This window comes from Aeromonas sp. QDB39, assembly GCF_027707585.1.
GTDB classification, from domain to species: domain Bacteria; phylum Pseudomonadota; class Gammaproteobacteria; order Enterobacterales; family Aeromonadaceae; genus Aeromonas; species Aeromonas hydrophila.
In genome coordinates this window covers 99,555-119,934 of sequence record NZ_JAPCIV010000007.1, presented here as the reverse complement: position 1 = coordinate 119,934, position 20,380 = coordinate 99,555, and the positions used below count along the sequence as shown (strand labels likewise).

At 62.6% G+C, this 20,380-nt stretch carries 22 protein-coding genes; 17 read left to right on the top strand and 5 right to left on the bottom strand.

From position 1 onward, the window contains the following. Positions 1 to 159 precede the first annotated feature (159 nt). Both PG899_RS06050 and PG899_RS06045 read right to left on the bottom strand, forming a co-directional pair. On the bottom strand, positions 160 to 450 hold the full coding sequence (locus PG899_RS06050) for a hypothetical protein (RefSeq protein ID WP_011704604.1): 291 nt from the start codon (positions 448 to 450) through the stop codon (positions 160 to 162). A 63-nt stretch (positions 451 to 513) separates the two neighbouring features. Further along, the gene (locus PG899_RS06045) at positions 514 to 888 is read right to left on the bottom strand and encodes a YacL family protein (protein WP_029304568.1); all 375 of its coding nucleotides are present in this window, start codon (positions 886 to 888) and stop codon (positions 514 to 516) included. 321 nt (positions 889 to 1,209) lie between these two features. Here PG899_RS06045 and PG899_RS06040 point away from each other — a divergent pair, with 321 nt between their 5' ends. The 7 genes from PG899_RS06040 to PG899_RS06010 all read left to right on the top strand — a co-directional run bounded on the left by PG899_RS06040 (position 1,210) and on the right by PG899_RS06010 (position 8,617). Further along, positions 1,210 to 2,325, top strand: a complete 1,116-nt coding sequence (locus PG899_RS06040) for a sugar diacid recognition domain-containing protein (RefSeq protein ID WP_011704606.1) — start codon at positions 1,210 to 1,212, stop codon at positions 2,323 to 2,325. Positions 2,326 to 2,444: 119 nt separating this feature from the next. Further along, on the top strand, positions 2,445 to 3,707 hold the full coding sequence (locus PG899_RS06035) for a GntP family permease (protein WP_011704607.1): 1,263 nt from the start codon (positions 2,445 to 2,447) through the stop codon (positions 3,705 to 3,707). A 9-nt stretch (positions 3,708 to 3,716) separates the two neighbouring features. After that, positions 3,717 to 4,850 carry a glycerate kinase gene (locus PG899_RS06030; RefSeq protein WP_077095880.1) on the top strand — a complete coding sequence of 378 codons (1,134 nt, stop codon included), beginning with the start codon at positions 3,717 to 3,719 and terminating at the stop codon, positions 4,848 to 4,850. 210 nt (positions 4,851 to 5,060) lie between these two features. Beyond that, a complete protein-coding gene (locus PG899_RS06025; RefSeq protein ID WP_077095881.1) occupies positions 5,061 to 5,624 on the top strand; it encodes an NnrU family protein in 564 nt (187 codons plus the stop codon). 62 nt (positions 5,625 to 5,686) lie between these two features. Then, on the top strand, positions 5,687 to 6,220 hold the full coding sequence (locus PG899_RS06020; RefSeq protein WP_076361516.1) for a glutathione peroxidase: 534 nt from the start codon (positions 5,687 to 5,689) through the stop codon (positions 6,218 to 6,220). 82 nt (positions 6,221 to 6,302) lie between these two features. Further along, positions 6,303 to 7,238 (top strand): LysR family transcriptional regulator, encoded by a 936-nt coding sequence (locus tag PG899_RS06015; protein ID WP_016349403.1) that lies wholly within the window; start codon positions 6,303 to 6,305, stop codon positions 7,236 to 7,238. A 182-nt stretch (positions 7,239 to 7,420) separates the two neighbouring features. Next, complete coding sequence (locus tag PG899_RS06010) at positions 7,421 to 8,617, top strand: NupC/NupG family nucleoside CNT transporter (RefSeq protein ID WP_011704612.1); 1,197 nt, start codon at positions 7,421 to 7,423, stop codon at positions 8,615 to 8,617. Between the two features lie 263 nt (positions 8,618 to 8,880). On the opposite strand, the gene PG899_RS06005 is transcribed toward PG899_RS06010, so the two are convergent. Further along, the gene (locus tag PG899_RS06005) at positions 8,881 to 9,375 is read right to left on the bottom strand and encodes a methylated-DNA--[protein]-cysteine S-methyltransferase (RefSeq protein ID WP_077095882.1); all 495 of its coding nucleotides are present in this window, start codon (positions 9,373 to 9,375) and stop codon (positions 8,881 to 8,883) included. Positions 9,376 to 9,408: 33 nt separating this feature from the next. Continuing rightward, positions 9,409 to 9,825, bottom strand: coding sequence for an alternative ribosome rescue aminoacyl-tRNA hydrolase ArfB (gene arfB / locus PG899_RS06000; protein WP_077095883.1), 417 nt, complete (start codon positions 9,823 to 9,825; stop codon positions 9,409 to 9,411). Between the two features lie 201 nt (positions 9,826 to 10,026). On the opposite strand from arfB, the gene glnK reads away from it, so the two are divergent. From glnK to PG899_RS05975, 5 genes are all read left to right on the top strand, one after another. After that, a complete protein-coding gene (glnK, locus tag PG899_RS05995; protein WP_011704615.1) occupies positions 10,027 to 10,365 on the top strand; it encodes a P-II family nitrogen regulator in 339 nt (112 codons plus the stop codon). Between the two features lie 207 nt (positions 10,366 to 10,572). Further along, positions 10,573 to 11,580 carry a Fe(3+) ABC transporter substrate-binding protein gene (locus PG899_RS05990; protein WP_077095884.1) on the top strand — a complete coding sequence of 336 codons (1,008 nt, stop codon included), beginning with the start codon at positions 10,573 to 10,575 and terminating at the stop codon, positions 11,578 to 11,580. A 40-nt stretch (positions 11,581 to 11,620) separates the two neighbouring features. Continuing rightward, complete coding sequence (locus PG899_RS05985) at positions 11,621 to 13,246, top strand: ABC transporter permease (protein ID WP_077095885.1); 1,626 nt, start codon at positions 11,621 to 11,623, stop codon at positions 13,244 to 13,246. 69 nt (positions 13,247 to 13,315) lie between these two features. Further along, positions 13,316 to 14,350 carry an ABC transporter ATP-binding protein gene (locus PG899_RS05980; RefSeq protein WP_077095886.1) on the top strand — a complete coding sequence of 345 codons (1,035 nt, stop codon included), beginning with the start codon at positions 13,316 to 13,318 and terminating at the stop codon, positions 14,348 to 14,350. 103 nt (positions 14,351 to 14,453) lie between these two features. Beyond that, positions 14,454 to 15,359, top strand: a complete 906-nt coding sequence (locus tag PG899_RS05975) for a Dyp-type peroxidase (protein WP_077095887.1) — start codon at positions 14,454 to 14,456, stop codon at positions 15,357 to 15,359. Positions 15,360 to 15,445: 86 nt separating this feature from the next. On the opposite strand, the gene argR is transcribed toward PG899_RS05975, so the two are convergent. Further along, the gene (gene argR / locus PG899_RS05970) at positions 15,446 to 15,916 is read right to left on the bottom strand and encodes a transcriptional regulator ArgR (protein ID WP_005308670.1); all 471 of its coding nucleotides are present in this window, start codon (positions 15,914 to 15,916) and stop codon (positions 15,446 to 15,448) included. 201 nt (positions 15,917 to 16,117) lie between these two features. On the opposite strand from argR, the gene PG899_RS05965 reads away from it, so the two are divergent. The 5 genes from PG899_RS05965 to mdh all read left to right on the top strand — a co-directional run bounded on the left by PG899_RS05965 (position 16,118) and on the right by mdh (position 20,097). Beyond that, the gene (locus PG899_RS05965) at positions 16,118 to 16,858 is read left to right on the top strand and encodes an ATP-binding cassette domain-containing protein (protein ID WP_077095888.1); all 741 of its coding nucleotides are present in this window, start codon (positions 16,118 to 16,120) and stop codon (positions 16,856 to 16,858) included. A 25-nt stretch (positions 16,859 to 16,883) separates the two neighbouring features. Further along, the gene (locus PG899_RS05960) at positions 16,884 to 17,621 is read left to right on the top strand and encodes a transporter substrate-binding domain-containing protein (protein ID WP_011704620.1); all 738 of its coding nucleotides are present in this window, start codon (positions 16,884 to 16,886) and stop codon (positions 17,619 to 17,621) included. Positions 17,622 to 17,624: 3 nt separating this feature from the next. After that, positions 17,625 to 18,275 (top strand): arginine ABC transporter permease ArtQ, encoded by a 651-nt coding sequence (gene artQ, locus PG899_RS05955; RefSeq protein WP_017409015.1) that lies wholly within the window; start codon positions 17,625 to 17,627, stop codon positions 18,273 to 18,275. Positions 18,276 to 18,277: 2 nt separating this feature from the next. Further along, positions 18,278 to 18,940, top strand: coding sequence for an arginine ABC transporter permease ArtM (artM, locus tag PG899_RS05950; protein WP_077095889.1), 663 nt, complete (start codon positions 18,278 to 18,280; stop codon positions 18,938 to 18,940). A gap of 221 nt (positions 18,941 to 19,161) precedes the next feature. Further along, a complete protein-coding gene (mdh, locus tag PG899_RS05945) occupies positions 19,162 to 20,097 on the top strand; it encodes a malate dehydrogenase (RefSeq protein ID WP_077095890.1) in 936 nt (311 codons plus the stop codon). Positions 20,098 to 20,380 lie beyond the last annotated feature (283 nt).

Genomic DNA, 20,380 nt, shown 5'->3' with positions numbered 1-20,380 from the left:
TCTCCAAGGCCGATGAAAGTCCCGCACCTTAACAATGGGACATCCCATGAGACAAGGCTTAATAAGCTGGTCGGATCCCGTGTTCGGCTGGCTGCCAGGGCGCGCGGCCATAAAAAAACCGGAGCTGGGCTCCGGTTTTGGCAAGGGTGACAAGGCGTCTCAGCGGCCGGATTCGGCGATCACCCGGGCAATGATGTCGGCACGCTTGCTGGCTTCCAGCTCGCCCAGGGCGATCAGGCCAGCCTTGAAGATCACGTTCTTCGGCAGGCTGACGTCGTCCAGGGTGGCGATGGCTTCGACGTGCATACCGTTCAGACGGCTGGCATCGCGCGGGCTCAGGTTGACCTGGGTGTTCAGCACCTGCTTGCCTTTCTTCTTGGCAGGGGCGGCTTTTTTCGGTTGTTCCTGCTCGTCTTCCGGCAGTTCGTCATCAAAATCGTAAATAGACATAGTCAATCCTGTTGGTTAGGCAATGGGGCATGGTTGCCCGATGTCGTTTTTCAGAGGGGTCGATCAGCCCATATCCTCGTTGCGGATAAAGGCGCGCCAGGAGCCGAGCACCTGGGCAAAATCTTCCAGCCCGCACATGGCCAGCTGTTCATCATCGTAGTAGGCGAGATCGTCGAGATCCTCATCCTGCTCGATATTGAGGACGTTGGCTTTCACCTCGGCTTCCTCGTGGGTCAGCAGCAGGGAGTAGTCGCCGCCCAGCAGCCGGTATTCGACGCGAGTCCGGCTGGAGAGCTGATCGATGATGGCGAACAGCTCGTCGAGTTTATCCTCGTCCTTGCCCACTTCGTCGATCAGCCACTGGCCGATGGCCTCATGGCCCATGGAGAACCGGGCGCGATAACCGCCGAACGGATCGCGGCGAAATTCATAATCCATAGTTCAGTCCATAGCGGAAGGGTGAGTCGTCATGGGCAGGGCAAATCCTGCTCCATGGCGGGGCGCATATAGCGTAAAGTGGCCTATTCTAGCGAGCCCCCCCTCGCTTGTCTTGAAGATGTGGCATCTTTGCCCCGCTACCGGCGCTTTGTGGTCGGTCCGGCCCCCGCTTTGGAGATGTGATGCAGCTAAACGATACCCTCGCGCGCCAGAGAGTCAGTCGGGCGATAAAGATCCTCTCTTCTTCGGCCAACGTGATGAACGAGCCACAGGGACTCATCATCGCCTCAGGCTATTCCCGTTTCGTTCAGCGGAGTACCTATGCAGCTCAATGACACCCTCGCACGGCAGATAGTCAGCCGGGCGATGAAGATCCTCTCTTTTTCGGTCAACGTGATGGACGAGCACGGCCTGATCATCGCGTCCGGCAACCCGGAGCGGCTCCATCAGCGTCATGAGGGGGCCGTGCTGGCGCTGACCGAAAACCGGGTGGTGGAGATCAGCGACGCCACCGCCCGCGAGCTCAAGGGGGTACGCCCCGGCATCAACCTGCCCATCGCCTATCAGGGGGAGCTGCTCGGGGTCATCGGCATCTCGGGCGATCCGGACGAAGTGCGTGCTTACGCCGAACTGGTGCGCATGACCGCCGAGCTCATTCTGGAGCAGGCGGCGCTCACCGAGCAGCTGCAGTGGGACAAGCGCCACAAGGAGGAGCTGGTACTGCAGCTCATCCGTGGTGAAGGGCGGGACGATCAGCTGCAGCAGGCGGCCCGTTTCCTCGGGCTGGATCTGGCCCAGCCGCGGGTGGTGGCCGTGCTGGCGCTGGAGGAGGCCGACCCGGCCCGGCTGCGGGAGCTGGTGCATCTGCTGGAAAACCCGGAGCGGGACAACCTGGTGGCCATCAACGGCCTGGACGAGATAGTGGTGCTCAAGCCGGCCCAGCTCAGCGACGGCATCTGGCAGTCGGCGCAGGAGCGCAGCCGCATCAAGCAGCTGCTGGCCCGCATTCCCCACTTTCGGGTGCGCATCGGGGTGGGTGATTACTTCGCCGGCACCGGCGGGCTGGCGCGTTCCTACCAGACGGCGCGGGACACCTTGCGCCGTGGCATGCGGCAGGCGCCGCGCAAGCAGGTCTATTTCTTCGAGGATTATCGGCTGCCGGTGCTGCTCGGCAGTCTGGCGGACTCCTGGCAGGCGGATCAGCTGCGGGCCCCGCTGCACAAGCTGGCGCAGGAGGACACAAAGGGAACGCTGCAGAAGACGCTGCGCCAATATTTCTTGCAGGATTGTGATCTGCATCCCTGCGCCGAAGCCCTGTTCATCCACCCCAATACCCTGCGCTATCGGCTGACCCGGATTGAGCAGATAACCGGGTTGAATTTCAACAAGTTAGATGACAAGTTTCTGCTCTATCTCGGGCTCAACCTCGACAGTTGATTTGTTCATTCATACAGAAAGTTACGTTTTACAAAGCTGATATTTGTTTTTTTGACCAAAGCATTCCGATCCCGGATCACCATAATGGCCACCACTCACTCATTTGAAAGGTGCCCGTCATGATCCCTGTATCCGCGCTTGGCGCTCTCGCCGCGCTCTCCATCGCCATCTTCCTGATCCTGAAGAAGGTACCGCCCGCTTACGGCATGATCGTCGGCGCCCTGGCCGGCGGCCTGATAGGCGGCGCCGATCTGACCCAGACCGTCGCCCTGATGATCGGCGGTGCCCAGGGGATCACCACGGCGGTGATGAGGATCCTGGCGGCGGGCGTGCTGGCCGGCGTACTGATCGAATCGGGCGCCGCCACCACCATCGCCGAAACCATCGTCAAGAAGCTGGGCGAGACCCGCGCCCTGCTGGCACTGGCGCTGGCGACCCTGATCCTGACTGCGGTCGGCGTGTTCGTGGACGTGGCCGTCATCACGGTCGCCCCCATTGCGCTGGCCATCGCCCGCCGTGCCGACCTCTCCAAGGCGGCCATCCTGCTGGCGATGATCGGCGGCGGCAAGGCGGGCAACGTCATGTCTCCCAACCCCAACGCCATCGCCGCAGCCGATGCCTTCCACCTGCCGCTCACCTCGGTGATGGCGGCCGGCATCATCCCGGGCCTGTTCGGGCTGGTGATGGCCTACTGGCTGGCGAAGCGCCTCAACAACAAGGGCAGCAAAGTCGCCGCCGATGAGGTGGTGAGCTTCAATGGCAGCAAGCTGCCGGGCTTTGCCGCCGCCATCAGTGCGCCGCTGGTGGCCATCCTGCTGCTGGCCCTGCGCCCCATTGCCGGCATCGTGGTGGACCCGCTCATTGCACTGCCCCTCGGCGGCCTGGTCGGCGCCCTGATGATGGGCAAGTTCAGCAAGGTGAACCAGTTTGCGGTCTCGGGCCTGGCCCGCATGGCGCCGGTGGCCATCATGCTGCTGGGTACCGGTACCCTGGCGGGCATCATCGCCAACTCCGGTCTCAAGGATGTGCTGATCAGCGGCCTGACCGCCTCCGGCCTGCCCTCCTACCTGCTGGCCCCCATCTCGGGTGCCCTGATGTCGCTGGCGACCGCCTCGACCACCGCCGGTACCGTGGTGGCCTCCAACGTGTTCAGCTCCACTCTGATAGAGCTCGGCATCAGCAGCCTGGCGGGGGCCGCCATGATCCACGCCGGTGCCACCGTGTTCGACCACATGCCCCACGGCTCCTTCTTCCATGCCACCGGTGGCAGCGTCCACATGGGCGTGGGTGAGCGGCTCAAGCTCATCCCCTACGAAACCGCGGTCGGTCTGACCATTGCCGCCGTCTCCACCCTGATGTTCGGCGTGTTTGGCCTCGCCTAAGGAATTGATATGAAAATTGTTATCGCCCCCGATTCATTCAAGGAGAGCCTCAGCGCCATGGCGGTGGCCGATGCCATCGAGGCCGGATTCAAGCAGGTGTTGCCGAACGCCACCTACGTCAAATTGCCGATGGCCGATGGCGGCGAGGGGACAGTGCAGTCCCTGGTGGACGCCACCGGTGGCCGCATTCTGCCCTTCTACGTGACCGCTCCCCTTGGCAACAAGGTACAGGGCTTCGTCGGTCTGCTGGGGGATGGCGAGCGCGCCGTCATCGAGATGGCGGCGGCCTCCGGCCTGCATCTGGTGGCGCCTGAGCTGCGCAATCCGCTGCACACCTCGAGCAGCGGCACCGGCGAGCTGATCCTGGCGGCCCTCGACATGGGGGTGAAGCATCTGATCCTCGGCATCGGCGGCAGCGCCACCAATGACGGCGGTGCCGGCATGATCCAGGCGCTCGGCGGCAAGCTGCTCAAGCGCGACGGCACTCCCATCGCGCCGGGCGGCGCCGGTCTGGCCGAGCTGGCCACCATCGATCTGAGCGGGCTCGATTCGCGCCTCGCCAAGATCACCATCGAGGTGGCCTGTGACGTGGACAACCCGCTGTGCGGGCCGAAAGGGGCCTCCGCCGTGTTTGGTCCGCAGAAGGGGGCGACCCCCGCGATGGTGGCGCAGCTGGACGCCAACCTGGCCCACTACGCCGACTGCATCGAGCAGGCGCTTGGCAGGCAGGTGAAGGAGATTGCGGGGGCGGGCGCCGCCGGTGGCATGGGGGCGGCCCTGGTGGGTCTGCTCGGCGCAGAGCTCAAACCCGGCATCCAGATCGTCATCGAGGCACTGAAACTGGCCGAGGCGGTGGCCGATGCGGATCTGGTCATCACCGGCGAGGGACGCATCGACAGCCAGACCATCCACGGCAAGACGCCAATCGGTGTCGCACGCTGCGCCAAGCAGTTCGGCAAGCCGGTGATCGGCATTGCGGGCTGCCTGACCGACGATTACGGCGTGGTGCACGAGCACGGGCTGGATGCGGTGTTCGCCGTGGTCAACCGCGCCATGTCGCTGCCGGAGGCGCTGGCCACCGCCACCACCAACCTGCAGCTCACGGCCCGCAACGTGGCGGCGCTCTATCTGCTGCGACCCTGACTCTCTTCTGGCCGGCGCCTGACGCCGGCCAACCTCGCCCCGTGTCGCGGTGACGACCTGCACCGCTGCAGGTCTGCCCGAAACACCTTGCCGATCAGATGATCGGCTTTTTTCATTATCCTGCTGTATAGCCTGTGCTTTTCTGCGGTTTCTGTATTCTGGCCGCCGACTTTGCGGCATAGTGATCCCCCATAGTACAAGGAGCAACCCATGATCTTGCTGACCCTGGGGGTACTGCTGTTTACCCTGATCCACCTCTATCCCTGCTTCGCAGCTTCCCATCGGGCCCGCTTGCGCGAGCGGCTGGGGGAGAATCGCTACAAGGGACTCTTCTCGTTGCTGGTGTTCATCGCCATCGCCTGCATCATTGCCGGCTGGCGCACCGCCAGCCCCCTGCCGCTCTATTTTCTGCCCGCCTGGGGACCGACCCTGATGATGGCGGTCATGCCCATCGCCCTGATCCTGTTCTGCTCCGGCCAGGGGCCCAATCACCTGCGGCGCTGGCTGGTGCATCCCCAGCTGCTCGGCACCCTGCTCTGGGCCGGTGCCCACCTGGCGGTCAACAGCGAGGCCCGCTCCCTGGTGCTGTTTGGCGGCATCGGCCTGTGGGCGCTGGTGAGCATCGTCTGGATTTCGGTGCGGGACTGGCAGCGTCATCCCCGTCCGGCGGCCAACTGGTATGGCACCGGGCTCAGCGTAGGGGCCGGGCTGGCGCTCACGGCTCTGTTGATCTTCTGGGGGCACGGCATGCTCACCGGCATCCCCCTCTATTGAGCGGGTGAACCGGCCGGCGTGCCCGCGCGTATGTCACTCATCTGCCTGACAGGAGTCGCTCGATGAAATGGATCATGTTGTTGCTGACACTCGGGGCCGGGGCGGCCGTCGCCGCCTGCCCGGACTACTTCAACGTGGAGATGCGGGAGCTCAACAGCACCCAGCGCCACAACCTCTGCCAGCTGACCGAGGGCAAGGTGGTGCTGGTGGTCAATACCGCCTCCTACTGCGGCTATCGCGGCCAGTTCCGGGATCTGGAGACGCTCTACCAGACCTACAAGGAGAAGGGATTGGTGGTGCTCGGCTTCCCCTCCAACGACTTCTGGCAGGAGGCGGGGGAGGAGGGCAAGACAGCCTCGGTCTGCCGACGCGATTACGGGGTGACCTTCCCCATGTTCAACCGGATCGCCGTGCGCGGGGCCGATGCCAGCCCGCTTTACCGGGGGTTGGCCACGGCGGCGGGCGAAGCGCCGGGCTGGAACTTTCACAAATACCTGATCGGGCGTGACGGCAAGCTGGTCGCGAGTTATGGCGCGAACCAGAATCCGGCGGACGATCCCCTGCAAAAAGAGGTCAAACGGGCGCTCGGCCTTTAGCGCTACCCCGCGGCGGGCGGCTCTGGAATAATGGGGGCCCGCTCTTCTCTCTGGTAATCCCGTGCTGCAACGTCTGCCCCAAATGGTGATCTTCGATGCCCTGGTCCGTGAACAGGGCATCTCGGCGGCCGCCCGGCGGCTTGGGGTCTCCAAATCCCACATCAGCAAACAGCTGGCCCAGCTGGAGACCGAACTCGGTGCCCAGCTGGTGCAGCGCACTACCCGCCGCTTCTCTCTCACCGAGCTCGGCCAGGAGTATGCCCGCCACTGCCGCGCCCTGGTGGCGGTGGCGCTGGAGGCGGACTCCATGGTGGCGGAGCGGCGCGGCAAGGTGAGCGGCATCCTGCATCTGGGGGTGGGCCAGTCTTTCGGCCGGCTGCACGTGATCCCGCGCCTCAAGGCGTTTCAGGATCGCTACCCCGAGCTGGAGCTGGAGGTCTCGCTGTTTGATCACCGCACCAACCTGGTGGATGAGGGGCTGGATCTCTGGATCACCACCTACGAGGACAAACCCGAGGCCCTGGTGGGGCAGCGGCTGGCGGACATTCACTTCGTGCTGGTGGCCTCGCCGGACTATCTGCTGAGCCATGGCACCCCGCTGCACCCCAGAGACCTGGCTCAGCACAACTGCATCACCTATCAGAGCCGGGAGCGGCGCTACCACGAGTGGTCGTTTCGCCAGGGTAAGGAGCGCCAGACGGTGCAGGTAGCCGGCAACTACCGGGTGGATCTGGCGGAGGCGGTGCGCGACGCCGCCCTGGCCGGGCTCGGCATCGCCTACGTGGCCAACTATCTGCTGGACAAGGAGTTGCAGTCCGGCCAGCTGATCCCGCTGCTGCCCCAGTGGCGGCCGAACCAGAAGATGGCGGTGCACGCCGTCTATGCCAGACGCGAGCACCTGGATCCCAAGATCCGGCTGTTCATCGACTTCCTCAAGGAGAGCTTCGGTCCGAATCCCTACTGGGAGCAGCGGCTGGCTCCCTGGCTCGGCGGCAAATTGTCCGGCACCGAGGAATAATCGTTTCCATATAAGAACACTGGCTTTCGCTTGAAACCAAAATCAAGTCAAATCAGCCAGTTGCCGCAACCGGTATCGTGCAAACGTTTTTGCTAACAGGGCTGTAACCAAGTGGACTTGCAGTGGCGAGGCCGGGAGCGCAGAATCCGCGCCCATCTTTCGTCCCACCTGATGGAGTCCCTATGATTGCCCTGCTCGGCATCCTGAGCATTCTGGCCGTGGCCACGCTCTGCTCTGATAATCGTCGTCGTATCCCGTTGCGAACAGTGGGTCTGGCCCTCTGCCTGCAAATCCTTTTCGCCGGCCTGGTGCTCTGGCTGCCCGCCGGTCAGCACGTGCTGAACGGGGTAAGCGAAAGCGTCAGCAGCGTGATCGGTTACGGTCAGGAGGGGATCGCCTTCCTGTTCGGCGATCTGGCCAAGTTCAAGCTGGGCTTCATCTTTGCCTTCAACGTGCTGCCGGTCATCATCTTCTTCTCCGCGGTGATCGCCATCCTCTACCACATCGGCCTGATGCCGAAAGTGATCGCCCTGCTTGGCGGCGGCCTGCAGAAACTGCTGGGCACCGGCCGCGCCGAGAGCCTCTCCGCCACCGCCAACATCTTCGTCGGTATGGTGGAGGCGCCGCTGGTGGTCAAACCCTATCTCTCCAAGATGTCGGATTCCCAGTTCTTCGCGGTGATGAGCTGCGGCCTCGCCTCGGTAGCTGGCGGTACCTTGGTGGGTTACGCCAGCATCGGGGTCGAGCTGAAATACCTGATCGCGGCGGCCTTCATGTCGGCGCCGGCCGGTCTGGCCATGGCCAAGATCCTGGTGCCGCCTGCCGCCGAAGAGCAGGACCATCATCAGGACGTGGTGATCCCGCGCGCCACCAACGTGATTGAAGCAGCCGCCGATGGCGCCATGTCCGGCCTCAACATCGCGGTTGCCGTGGGGGCCACCCTGCTGGCGTTCGTCGGGGTGATCGCCATGCTCAACGGCCTGCTGGGCTGGGCCGGCGACCTGGTGGGGCTGGAGCTGAGCTTCCAGATCATCCTGGGCTGGCTGTTTGCTCCCGTCTCCTGGCTGATCGGTATCCCCTGGGAACAGGCTCAGGCTGCCGGCGCCCTGATCGGGACCAAGATAGTGGTGAACGAGTTCGTCGCCTTCATCGCCCTGGTGCAGGATCAGACTCTGAGCGAGTCGAGCAAGGCCATCGTCACCTTTGCCCTGTGTGGTTTCGCCAACATCTCCTCCATGGCGATCCTGATCGGTGGCCTGGGCGCCATGGTGCCGGAGCGCAAATCCTTCATCGCCCGTTACGGCATGCGCGCCATCCTGGCGGGGGTGCTGGCGAACCTGATGAGTGCCTCGCTGGCAGGCTTGTTCCTCGCCCTCTGATTGACCCTGGAGCTAGCACCTTCCGGTCAGAGCCCGCTTCGGCGGGCTTTTTTGTGGTCGCTTGCCGGCAAAAAAAAGCGCCTCAGGGAGGCGCGGGGAAAAAGACAGATTGGAAGCGTCACATGGGTGCCACTTGAATGAGGGATGAGCCATGCCATCCAAGTGTGAAGCCATGATGCCTGATGCTGTCTGAAGCCCTTCTGAGGCGATTCTTCATACTATGTTCATTTTGCTAAACGCAATGGGACTGACTGGTTATAGGGTCAGGGGGCCAGTGCAAAGTTGTCGTCGGTCTGTTGTTCCAGCGCCAGCAACCAGCGTTTGATGGGGATGCCGCCGGCATAACCGGTCAGCTCGCCGCTGCGGCCGATCACCCGGTGACAGGGCACTATGATGCTGAGCGGATTGCGCCCGTTGGCCGCCCCCACCGCGCGAACCGCCTTGGGATTGCCGATGGCCTGGGCTATCTCGAGGTAGCTGACGGTCTCGCCATAGGGAATGTCGCCCAGGGCGCGCCACACCGATTGCTGAAAAGGGGTGCCCCGGGCGGCCAGCGGCAGATCGAAGCGGCGCAGGCGACCGGCGAAGTAGGCCGCGAACTGTTCGACGAAGGGGGCCAGCGCCTGATCGTCGCGCTGCCATTCGTCGGTCGGGGTCACCGGCTGCTCGCCTAGCACGAACTCCACATAGCGCAGCCCGTCCCGGTCGATGGCGATGAGCAGGGGGCCGTGGGCGCTGTCGCAAAAACTGAATTTCATTCTGTCATCCTCGGGCGTTGGGCAAGGGCCCGGCTAGTCCACTACCGGCTTGCCGCGGGTCGATTTTATCTCCCCCTTGCGCTTCTTGGCATCGACCCGCTTGCGCTGGGAGCTGCGGGTCGGCTTGGTGGCGTGGCGGACCTTGGGGCGCCAGGCCGCTTTCTTCAGCAGCTCCACCAGACGGTTCATCGCCTCCTTGCGGTTCATGTCCTGGCTGCGGTGGGTCTCGACCCGGATCATGATGAAGCCGTCGTGAACTCGGCTGTCGCTCAGCTTGTCGAGCCCCTCCTTGTAAAGTGGGGTGAGGCTGGGGGAGTTGCGGTAATCGAAGCGCAACCAGACGGCGGAGTCGGTCTTGTTGACGTGCTGGCCACCGTTGCCCTGTGCCCGCATGGTCTGGAATTGCAGTTCATGCCAGGGCAGGGTAACGCTGTTGGAGATGACTAACATACTGCGGTGCTCTTGTTTGGTGCATCGGCTGTGGCTGGCTCAGCTTGGTGCCTCATAATGGGGCGAGATGCGCTCCCTTGGTGATGCCGGGAGAGTCCTGCTCCAGGCCTAAATGCTATCTTTTTGAAATTAAACAATAAAAAGACTTGGCACAAGAATTGATTCCCCATTCATGACATACCATGGATTGGGAGCAACCAGATGAAGCTGATTACTGCGATTATCAAACCCTTCAAGTTAGACGACGTGCGCGAGGCCATCGCCAACCTGGGGGTCGAGGGTCTGACCGTGTCCGAGGTCAAAGGGTTTGGCCGCCAGAAGGGGCACACCGAATTATACCGGGGAGCCGAGTATCAGGTCGACTTCCTGCCCAAGGTAAAGCTGGAGATAGCGACGGCCGACGACAACGTCGAAGGGGTGATCGAGGCGATCTGCAAGGCTGCCTATACCGGCAAGATCGGTGACGGCAAGATCTTCGTCTACGACCTGCTGCAGGCCGTGCGCATTCGGACCGGTGAGAGCGACGACGAGGCGCTCTGATCGCGCTGGATGGGGCGAATGATCGGTACGTTGTCGCTGATTGACTCCATGGTGGGGCCGGATAGGATTCTATCCGGCCCCTTTGTTTGAACAGGGTTTAAATATGTGATCCCGCCACATCAGGATTTCTTGATCCGGCTGTCGAGCTCAATGCAAAATGCAAACAGCAATGGTTCTCACTCGATATAGCAACTCAAGGAATGGATGATGAAAATGAAGATGTTGGCACTGGCTTTCTCTGCGTTGGCGGCTCAGTCGGCATTGGCGGCAGGGGAGGTGAATGTCTACTCCAACCGGCAGGATGAGCTGATCAAGCCCATCATCCAGCAGTTCGAGAAAGAATCGGGCATCAAGGTCAACGTGGTGTTCGCCAAAGAGGGGCTGAACGAGCGTCTGGAGCGGGAAGGCAAGCTCTCCCCGGCGGATCTGATGCTGACCGTCGACATCAGCCGGCTGACCGATCTGGTGGACAAGGGGCTGGTGCAGCCGGTGGACAGCAAGATCCTGCAGGAGAACATCCCCGCCATCTATCGCGATCCGGACAACCGCTGGTTCGCGCTAACCACCCGGGTGCGCGCCATCTATTCCAGCAAGGATCGTCTCGGCAAGCTCGATACCATCAGCTACGAAGATCTGGCCAAGCCTGAATTCAAAGGAAAAATCTGCACCCGCAGCGGCAAGCATGAGTACAATGTGGCGCTGGTCTCCTCCATGATCGCTCATCACGGCATGACCGAGACCAAGAGCTGGCTGGAAGGGGTCAAGGCCAACCTGGCGCGCAAGCCGCAGGGCAACGACCGGGATCAGGTCAAAGCGATCAAGGATGGTATCTGTGACCTGTCGCTCGGCAATAGCTACTACCTGGGTGCCATGTTGAAGGATCCGGCGCAGAAGGCTTGGGCCGATGCCGTCTACATCAACTTCCCGAACCAGGCTGACCGCGGCGCCCACGTCAACGTGAGCGGCGTGGCCATGACCAAGTACGCCAAGAACAAGGTTGAGGCCCAGAAGCTGATGGAGTTCCTGGCCGGCGACACCGCCCAGCACATGTATGCGGACGTGAACGCCGAATATCCGGTCAAGGCCGGGGTCGAGCCTTCCGCTATGGTCAAGTCCTGGGGCAGCTTCAAGTCTGACGCGCTACCGGTCAGCGATTACGCCAAGCACCGCAAGGACGCCTTGCAGCTGCTGGATGAAGTGAAATTCGACTTGTAATTCAGATGGGGCCAAGGGCCCCATCAACCTCTGTGGTCTCATGAAAAATTTTGGATGGATTACCGGCAGCTGGGCCAGCGCCCTGCTGCTGGCTTTGCCGGTGCTTGCTCTGGTCTTCTCCGCCTTGTCGGCCGACGGAGATCTGTTTGGCCACCTCGCCGATACCGTGCTGTTCGACTATCTGGCCAATACCCTGGGGCTGGTGGTCGGCGTCGTGCTGCTCAGCCTGCTGTTCGGGGTGCCGACCGCCTGGCTGGTGGCCATGTGCCAGGTGCCGGGGCGGCGGGCCCTGCAGTGGGCGCTGATGCTGCCGATGGCCATGCCCTCCTATATCGTCGCCTATGTCTACACCGACCTGCTCGACTACTCGGGCCCGCTGCAGGCGGGGTTGCGGCAGCTGTTTGGCTGGGGCGGGCCGGCCGACTACTGGTTCCCGGCCATCCGCTCCCTCGGCGGCGCCGCCTGGGTGCTGGCACTGGTGCTGTTCCCCTACGTCTATCTGCTGACCCGCGCCTCCTTTCTGGAACAGTCGGTCAGCCTCATTCACTCCAGCCGCCTGCTCGGTTGCTCCCCCTGGCAGAGCTTTCGCCGCCTCAGCCTGCCGCTGGCACGCCCGGCCATCATGGTCGCTGTGTCGCTGGTGGCGATGGAGACGTTGGCCGATTTTGCCACCGTCCACTTCTTTGCCATCAATACCCTGACCACGGCGGTCTACGACACCTGGCTCGGCTATGGCAGTCTGGCTACCGCTGCCAAACTCTCCTGCCTGATGCTGCTGGCGGTGGTGCTGCTGATCGCGCTGGAGCGCCGCTCGCGCAGCCGGCAGCAGGTGTTCCAGAAGTCGATGGGTCATGAGCAGCCGCTGCGCTACCCGCTCAAGGGGATTCGCCGCGCTCTGGCCGGGCTCTGGTGCTGGGGGCTGGTGCTGGCCGGCTTCGGTCTGCCGTTCGTCATTTTGCTGGATTACGGCGTGCGCTACTTCGAATTGTCGTGGACGCCGGAGTTCGTCCGCTTTGCCGGCAACAGCTTGGCTATCTCGGCGCTGACCGCCCTGCTGGCCATGGGCATCGCCCTGTTGCTTGGCTTCTGTCGTCGTCTCGATGGCGGAGTCAAGAGCCTGCTGCCGCTGCGCATCGCCGCCATGGGTTACGCCATGCCGGGTACCGTGCTCGCCATCGGCGTGCTGGTACCGCTCACCGCCCTCGACTTTGCCATCAACGATCTGGCCGAGTTGCTGGGGCGTCAGGGGCCGGGGCTGCTGCTGACCGGTACCATCACCGCCATCGTGTTCGGCTATCTGGTGCGCTTCGTGGCCATCGCCATCGGCTCGGTGGAGAGCAGCATGGGCAAGATCTCCCCCAGCCTCGATATGGCGGCTCGCTCTCTGGGGCAGGGGGATGGCGCCATGCTGCGGCGGGTGCACCTGCCTCTGGTACGGCGCGGCCTGTTTGCCGGTGCCATGCTGGTGTTCATCGAATCCATGAAGGAGCTGCCTGCCGCCCTGCTGCTGCGGCCGTTCAACTTCGATACCCTGGCGACCCACGTCTACCAGTTCGTGTCGGACGAGATGCTGGAGCGCGGCGCGCTCGGCGCCATCGTCATCGTGCTGGTGGGGCTGTTGCCGCTGATCTGGGTCAACCGCAACCTGGATGGGGCGGGGCACTGAGCCCGCCAACCTTGAAATGTTGTCCGGCCGTCGGTCGGTCTGGTTCAAAAGAATATGAGGAAGTCAGCCTTGTCCTGTTTGCAGGTTGAAAATGTCAGTTGCCGTTACAACGGCCGCAATGTGCTGGAGCAGCTCTCCCTGACGGTGGCTGACAACGAGATCGTCTGCCTGCTGGGAGCGAGCGGCTGCGGCAAGACCACGCTGCTCAAGGCCATCGCTGGCCTGCTGCCGCTGGCGGAGGGCACGATCCGCCTCGGCGATACCCTGCTCGACGGGCCCGGTGCCAGCGTGCCGCCCGAGGCGCGCAACATCGGCATGATCTTTCAGGATTACGCCCTTTTTCCCCACCTGACGGTGGCCGACAACGTCGGCTTCGGTCTGACCAAATTCGATCGCCGTGCCCGTCAGCAGCAGGTGGACGAGGCGCTGGCGCTGGTCAATCTGCAGGGGCTGGGGGATCGCTATCCCCATCAACTCTCCGGTGGCCAGCAGCAGCGGGTGGCGATTGCCCGGGCGCTGGTGTGCAAGCCGCGGCTGATGCTGCTGGACGAACCCTTCTCCAACATCGACACCCAGGTACGGATGAAGTTGATCCTGGAGATCCGCGCCCTGCTCAAGCAGCAAGGGATCGGCGCCATCTTCGTCAGCCACAGCAAGGAGGAGGCCTTTGCCTTCGCCGATCGACTGGCGCTGTTTCGCGCGGGTCACATCGAGCAGGTGGGCCAGCCGGAGCAGCTCTATCGCCGCCCCCAGAACCGCTTCGTGGCGGAGTTTCTCGGCGGGGTCAATTACCTGGCGGCCGAGGTGGTGGACAGCCACTGCGTGCGCACGGCGCTCGGGGTCATCTGCGGCAGCGAGCCCCATGGCCGGGCCGTGGGTGAGCTGCTGCAACTGATGCTCAGGCCACAGCAACTGTTGCTGGAGAGCGCCGCAGATGGCGAGCTCAAGGTGGTGGAGCAGCAGTTCCTCGGCCATCACTGCCGGGTGCTGTTCGAGAGCGGCGAGCTGCGGCTGGAGGCGAGCATCGGCGAGCCGCTGGAGGGAGCGCGGGCGCGGGTCAGGGTGACGCCCCACGCGCTGGTGTTGTTTGACCCTTTACCCTGAACGCGTGATATCGTCGTGAAATCAATGAACTGGAACCGCGCTGGTTTATAATCGCGCAACGCTAATCGCCCATATCGCCAATGTCTGTTCAGGGGAGAGATATATGAAAGCCCAAGCCGGGATCTGTGCCGAGCCCAATCTGCACGCCCTCTATCTGATGTTCAACCGCACCGGTGACGCCGCCGAGCTGGTGGCCCGTCTGGCCAGGTTGCCGGCCCTGTGGGAGGCGGTAGCCGCCGATTTCCCCGCTGCCGGCTTCAGCGGTCTGGTCGCCGTCGGTGCCGATGCCTGGGATGGCCTCTATCCTGCCGCCCGTCCGCCCCAGTTCCGCGGCTTCATGGCACAATCCGCCAACGGCCAGGAGGCCCCCAACACCCCGTTCGATCTGTTCGTGCAACTGCGCGCCGATCGGGTCGATGTGCTGCATCACGCCGGTCAGCGCGTCATGGCCCTGCTGGCCGGGCTGGTGGAGCTAGCAGAAGAGGTGCGCGGTTTTCGCAACCTCGACTGCCGCGATCTGACCGGTTTCGTCGATGGCACCGAGAACCCGCAGGATGAGCACCGCGCCGAAGTGGCGCTGCTGGACGGCGGCGAGTTTGCCGGCGGCTCCTACATCCACGTGCAGCGCTGGGTCCATGCCATGAGCGACTGGGAGAAGCTGGCACTGAAGGAGCAGGAAGACATTATCGGTCGCACCAAGGTCGACAACATCGAGTACGAGTCGGCCGACAAGCCGCTGACCGCCCACATCAAGCGGGTCAACCTCAAGACGCCAAAGGGTGAGTCCATGGAGATACTGCGCCAGAGCATGCCCTGGGGCACCATGACAGAGCAGGGGCTCTACTTCATCTCCTGCTGCCGCACCCCGCAGCACTTCAACGCCATGCTGGCCAGCATGTACAAGGGGGAGGGCAGTCACTTCGATCACCTGCTGCGCTTCACCAGGGCGGTGACCGGCGCAGCCTTCTTCGCCCCTTCAGAAGATTTTCTGGTGGCACAGGGCAAATAAGGCTCGCCCACCCGCAGATAACAAAAATCCCGGCCTTGGCCGGGATTTTGCGTTTTGGCGGGACCGCGATGACGCGGCGGCAACCATTACGGCGTCTGTTCGAACAGCTCGAGGGCGGAGAGGTAGAGCTCTTCGATGTCGGTGTCGCTGGTCGGGGTGATGAAGATGGTGTCGTCACCAGCGATGGTGCCGAGGATCCCTTCGGCCTTGCCGAGGGAGTCGAGCAGGCGGGCGATCAGCTGGGCCGCACCCGGGCTGGTGTGGATCACCACCAGGGCACCGTTGTGGTCGACATCCAGCACCAGGTTCTTGAGCGGGCTGGAGGTGGTGGGCACGCCCAGTTCCACCGGCAGGCAGTAGACCATCTCCATCTTGGCATTGCGGGTGCGAACGGCGCCGAAGCGGCTCAGCATGCGCGATACCTTGGACTGGTTGATGTTTTCGAAGCCCATCTCTTGCAGGGCAGTCACTATCTCTGCCTGGGAGCCAAATCGTTCTTCTTTCAGCAAGGCTTTAAAGGCCTTGGCCAGTTTTTCTTGCTTGTCGTTATGCTTCATCTTGGACTCACGAATGAGGAGGTTTGGCTGCCTGTCACGCTCAGGCGGCAGATATGAACAGCGTGCCCATTTTGCATTCATATGCCTATTTTTGCAAGGAAGCGGCGCTTGTTCTGCATATTGATTCAAATATAGCTTGCATCCACCCATGCCAGCGTTAGAATCAGGACGAAATTTTGAAAACTTATTCAATTGGGCTGTATGGGTATTGAATTAATCGGTATCGAAAAATCCTGGCACAAGGTGCCGGTACTGCAACAGGTCAGCTTTCGGACCGCTCCCGGTGAGACCTTGGTGCTGCTGGGCCCGAGCGGTGCCGGCAAGAGTTCTCTGCTGCGCATGATGAACCTGCTGGACACCCCGGATGCCGGTATTCTGCGCATCGGTGAAAGTGAATTTTCTTTCCCGTCCAGCCTCTCCACCGCCGAGTTCAACCGCCAGACCCAGGCGCTGCGGCGCAAGGTGGGCATGGTGTTCCAGCAGTACAATCTGTGGCCCCATCTCACCGTGATGGAGAACCTCATCGAGGCCCCCGTCAAGCTGCTCGGCATGAGCAAGGCGGCGGCCATGGAGAAGGGGGGCTATCTGCTGGCCCAGCTGCAACTGGCCGACAAGCGCGACGCCTGGCCGGCGCGGCTGTCTGGCGGTCAGCAGCAGCGGGTGGCCATCGCCCGTACCCTGATGATGGACCCCCAGGTGCTGTTGTTTGACGAGCCGACGGCGGCCCTCGACCCCGAGATCACCAAGGAAGTGGCGGAGATCATCCGCAACCTGGGCCAGACCGGCATCACCCAGGTGGTGGTGACCCACGAGGTGGAGTTCGCCCGCAAGGTGGCCAGCCAGGTGATCTATCTGGAGAAGGGGCGGATCATCGAAGCCGGCTCCGCCGCCATTTTCCAAGCCCCGCAAACCAGCCGGTTTGCCGAATTCTTGATGCATTGATATTCAAATCGATAAGGAAGCTGTCATGAAAAAGAGTCTGTTGCTGGTCGCCGCCATGGGCCTGCTGAGCACCTCGGTGCTGGCCAAGGAGATCAAGTTCGCCACCGAGGCCACCTACGCGCCGTTCGAATACCTGGACGACAAGAACGAGTTCCAGGGTTTTGACATCGATCTTGCCCGCGCCATCTGTGAACAGGCCAAGCTGGAGTGCAGCTTCCACAACCAGGCTTTCGACAGCCTGATCCCCAGCCTGAAATTCCGTCGTTATGACGCCGCCATCGCCGCCATGGACGTGACCCCGGAGCGGGCCGCCCAGGTTGATTTCTCCGACATCTATTACCAGAACTCCGCCGTGTTCGTGACCAAGAAGGGCGCCTTCAAGGGGCCGGAAGAGCTGGTGGACAAGACCGTCGGCGTGCAGAACGGCACTTCCCATCAGTCCTATCTGGTGGACAACTGGGTGAGCAAGGGTCTGCTGACCGTGCCCTACGCCAGCTACCAGAGCGCCTTCCTCGACATGATGAACGGCCGCACCGACGGCGTGTTTGCCGATACCGCGGTCGCCGCCGACTGGCTCAAGCAGCACAAGGAGTATGCCGTGATCGGCACGCCGGTGACTGACGCCAAGTACTTCGGTACCGGCTTTGGCATCGCGGTGGCCAAGGGTAATCAGGAGCTGCTGACTCAGCTGAACAAGGGGCTGGCCGACATCAAGGCCAACGGCACCTATCAGAAGATCTACGACAAATATTTCGCGCACTAAGCCATGTTGAGCCTGTTGTTGGATGCAGCCTGGATGACCCTCGGGCTGGCCTTGGCATCCCTGGTCGGGGGCATGGTGCTGGCGCTGGCGTTCAGCGCCGCCGAACTGAGCAAGCAGCGCGCTCTGGTGTGGCCGGTGGCCACACTCACCACACTCATTCGTGGCCTGCCCGAGCTGCTGGTGGTGCTGTTCATCTACTTCGGCTCGACCCAGGTGCTGTTCCTCATCACCGGCGAGTACGTGGAGTTCAGCCCGTTCGCCTGCGGCGTGCTGGCGCTCTCCCTGCTGTTCGCCAGCTACGCCACCCAGACCCTGCGGGCTGCCCTCAATGCGGTGCCCGCCGGGCAGCGGTTGGCGGCGCTGGCGCTCGGTCTTGGCAAGGGGCACATCTTCTTTCGCATCGTGCTGCCCCAGGCGTGGCGGCACGCCCTGCCGGGGCTCGGCAATCAGTGGTTGGTGCTGCTCAAGGACACCGCACTGGTCTCCCTCATCGGGGTGAACGAGATGATGCGCCAGGCCCAGATGGCCTCGGCCAGCACCTATCAACCCTTCACCTGGTATGCCGCGGCGGCCCTCATCTACCTGGCCATCAGCCTGGTGAGTGAGTTTGGCTTGAAGCAGGCGTCCCGTTACACCCGTCGTTACGGAGGCTGATCATGCAGGATTACCTGATGACCCTGCTGGGTGGCCTGGCGATTACCCTGCAACTCACGGCATTCAGCCTGCTGCTCGGGGTGCTGATGGCGGCTGCCATGACCTGGGTGCTGGAGCGTCGCATTCCGGTGGCGACCCAGCTGGTGCAGCTGTGGGTGCTGATCTTCACCGGCACGCCGCTGCTGATCCAGATCTTCCTCATCTACTACGGGCCGGGCCAGTTTGCCTGGCTCAAAGAGGGGCCGCTCTGGCCGCTGCTCAAGCAGCCCTGGTTCTGCGCCGTGCTGGCGCTCGGCTTTAATACCGCCGCCTACTCCACCCGGTTGTTCAAGGGGGCGCTCGATGCCATCTCGGCCGGTGAGGTAGAGGCCTGCCGCGCACTCGGTTTCTCCGCTAGCCAGACTTTGTGGATGAAGGTGCGTCACGCCGCCCGGCGGCTGGTGCCCGCCTATTCCAACGAGGTGATCCTGGTGCTCAAGGGGAGTTCGCTCGCCAGTACCATCACCATCATGGATGTGATGGGGCTGGCTCAGCGCCTCAATGCCCAGACCTATGACACCCTGGCGGTGTTCACCGTGGCCGGTGCCCTCTACCTGACCATGAACGGATTGTTAACAATTGGTTTTCGTTGGTGTGAACGCAGGGCGTTGGCCTTCCAGGGCTGAAGTCGGTAGATCTACCTATTAATGGTGAGGGGAAGTGCAGGAAATCTGTGCTTCCCCTCCAATTTTTTGCATTTCCCCCCATTTTTATTCGCCGCCTGTTTATTGGCTCACAGAACCTGTGATTACAACTGTTATCAGATTGTTTTTTAGGGGGGGATCCTTTAAGGTTGGGCGCACAACAAGAAACAACCTTAAACCTACGCTTAAACATGGAGTTGATCATGAAAGTTGCCGTTCTGGGTGCCGCCGGTGGCATCGGCCAAGCCCTCGCTCTGCTGTTGAAAAACCGTCTGCCTGCTGGTTCCGAATTGAGCCTGTATGACATCGCTCCGGTGACCCCGGGCGTGGCGGTCGATCTGAGCCATATCCCGACTGACGTGAAAGTAAAAGGTTTCTGCGGTGAAGATCCGAGCCCGGCTCTGGTCGGCGCCGATGTCGTGCTGATCTCCGCCGGCGTGGCTCGCAAGCCCGGCATGGATCGTTCCGACCTGTTCAACATCAACGCCGGCATCGTCAAGAACCTGGTGGAAAAGTGCGCGGCCTCCTGCCCGAAAGCGCTGATCGGCATCATCACCAACCCGGTCAACACCACGGTCGCCATCGCGGCCGAAGTGCTGAAGAAAGCCGGTGTCTATGACAAGCGTCGCCTGTTTGGTGTCACCACCCTGGACGTGATCCGTGCCGAGACCTTCGTGGCCGAGGCCAAGGGTCTGAACGTCGACAAGGTGCGCGTCAACGTGATCGGTGGCCACAGTGGCGTGACCATTCTGCCGCTGCTCTCCCAGATCGACGGTGCCAGCTTCACCGCCGACGAAGTGGCCGCCATGACCAAGCGTATCCAGAACGCCGGTACCGAAGTGGTGGAAGCCAAGGCCGGTGGCGGTTCCGCTACTCTCTCCATGGGCCAGGCTGCCTGCCGTTTCGGCTTGTCGCTCATCAAGGGTCTGCAGGGTGAAGCCAACGTCATTGAGTGCGCCTACGTGGAAGGCGACGGCAAACACGCCACCTTCTTCGCGCAGCCCATCCTGCTTGGCAAGAACGGTGTCGAAACCGTGCTGGACTACGGCAAGCTGAGCGCCTTCGAACAAGAGGCGATGGATGGCATGCTGGCCACTCTGAAAGCCGATATCCAGCTGGGTGTCGACTTCGTCAAGTAAGGCGTCCGGATGGACAGCAAGGGGAGCTTCGGCTCCCCTTTGTCGTTATGGTGACGGATGCAGGCGGCGCCGGCCTAAGGGGATGCTGCCGGCTGCCGATAACAGGGTGCTGCAGGAGATCCTTATGATGAAACCCATTACCCTTGTCGGCCTTCTCTGTTTGCTGACGCCCCCATTGCTGACGAGCCAGGCGCAGGGGGCCGAGCCTTCCGCCTCTGCCGCCGCCGCGACGAGCGGGGCCGTGGCCGCCTCCGCACCGGCCAGTACGCCGGCGCAACCGGAG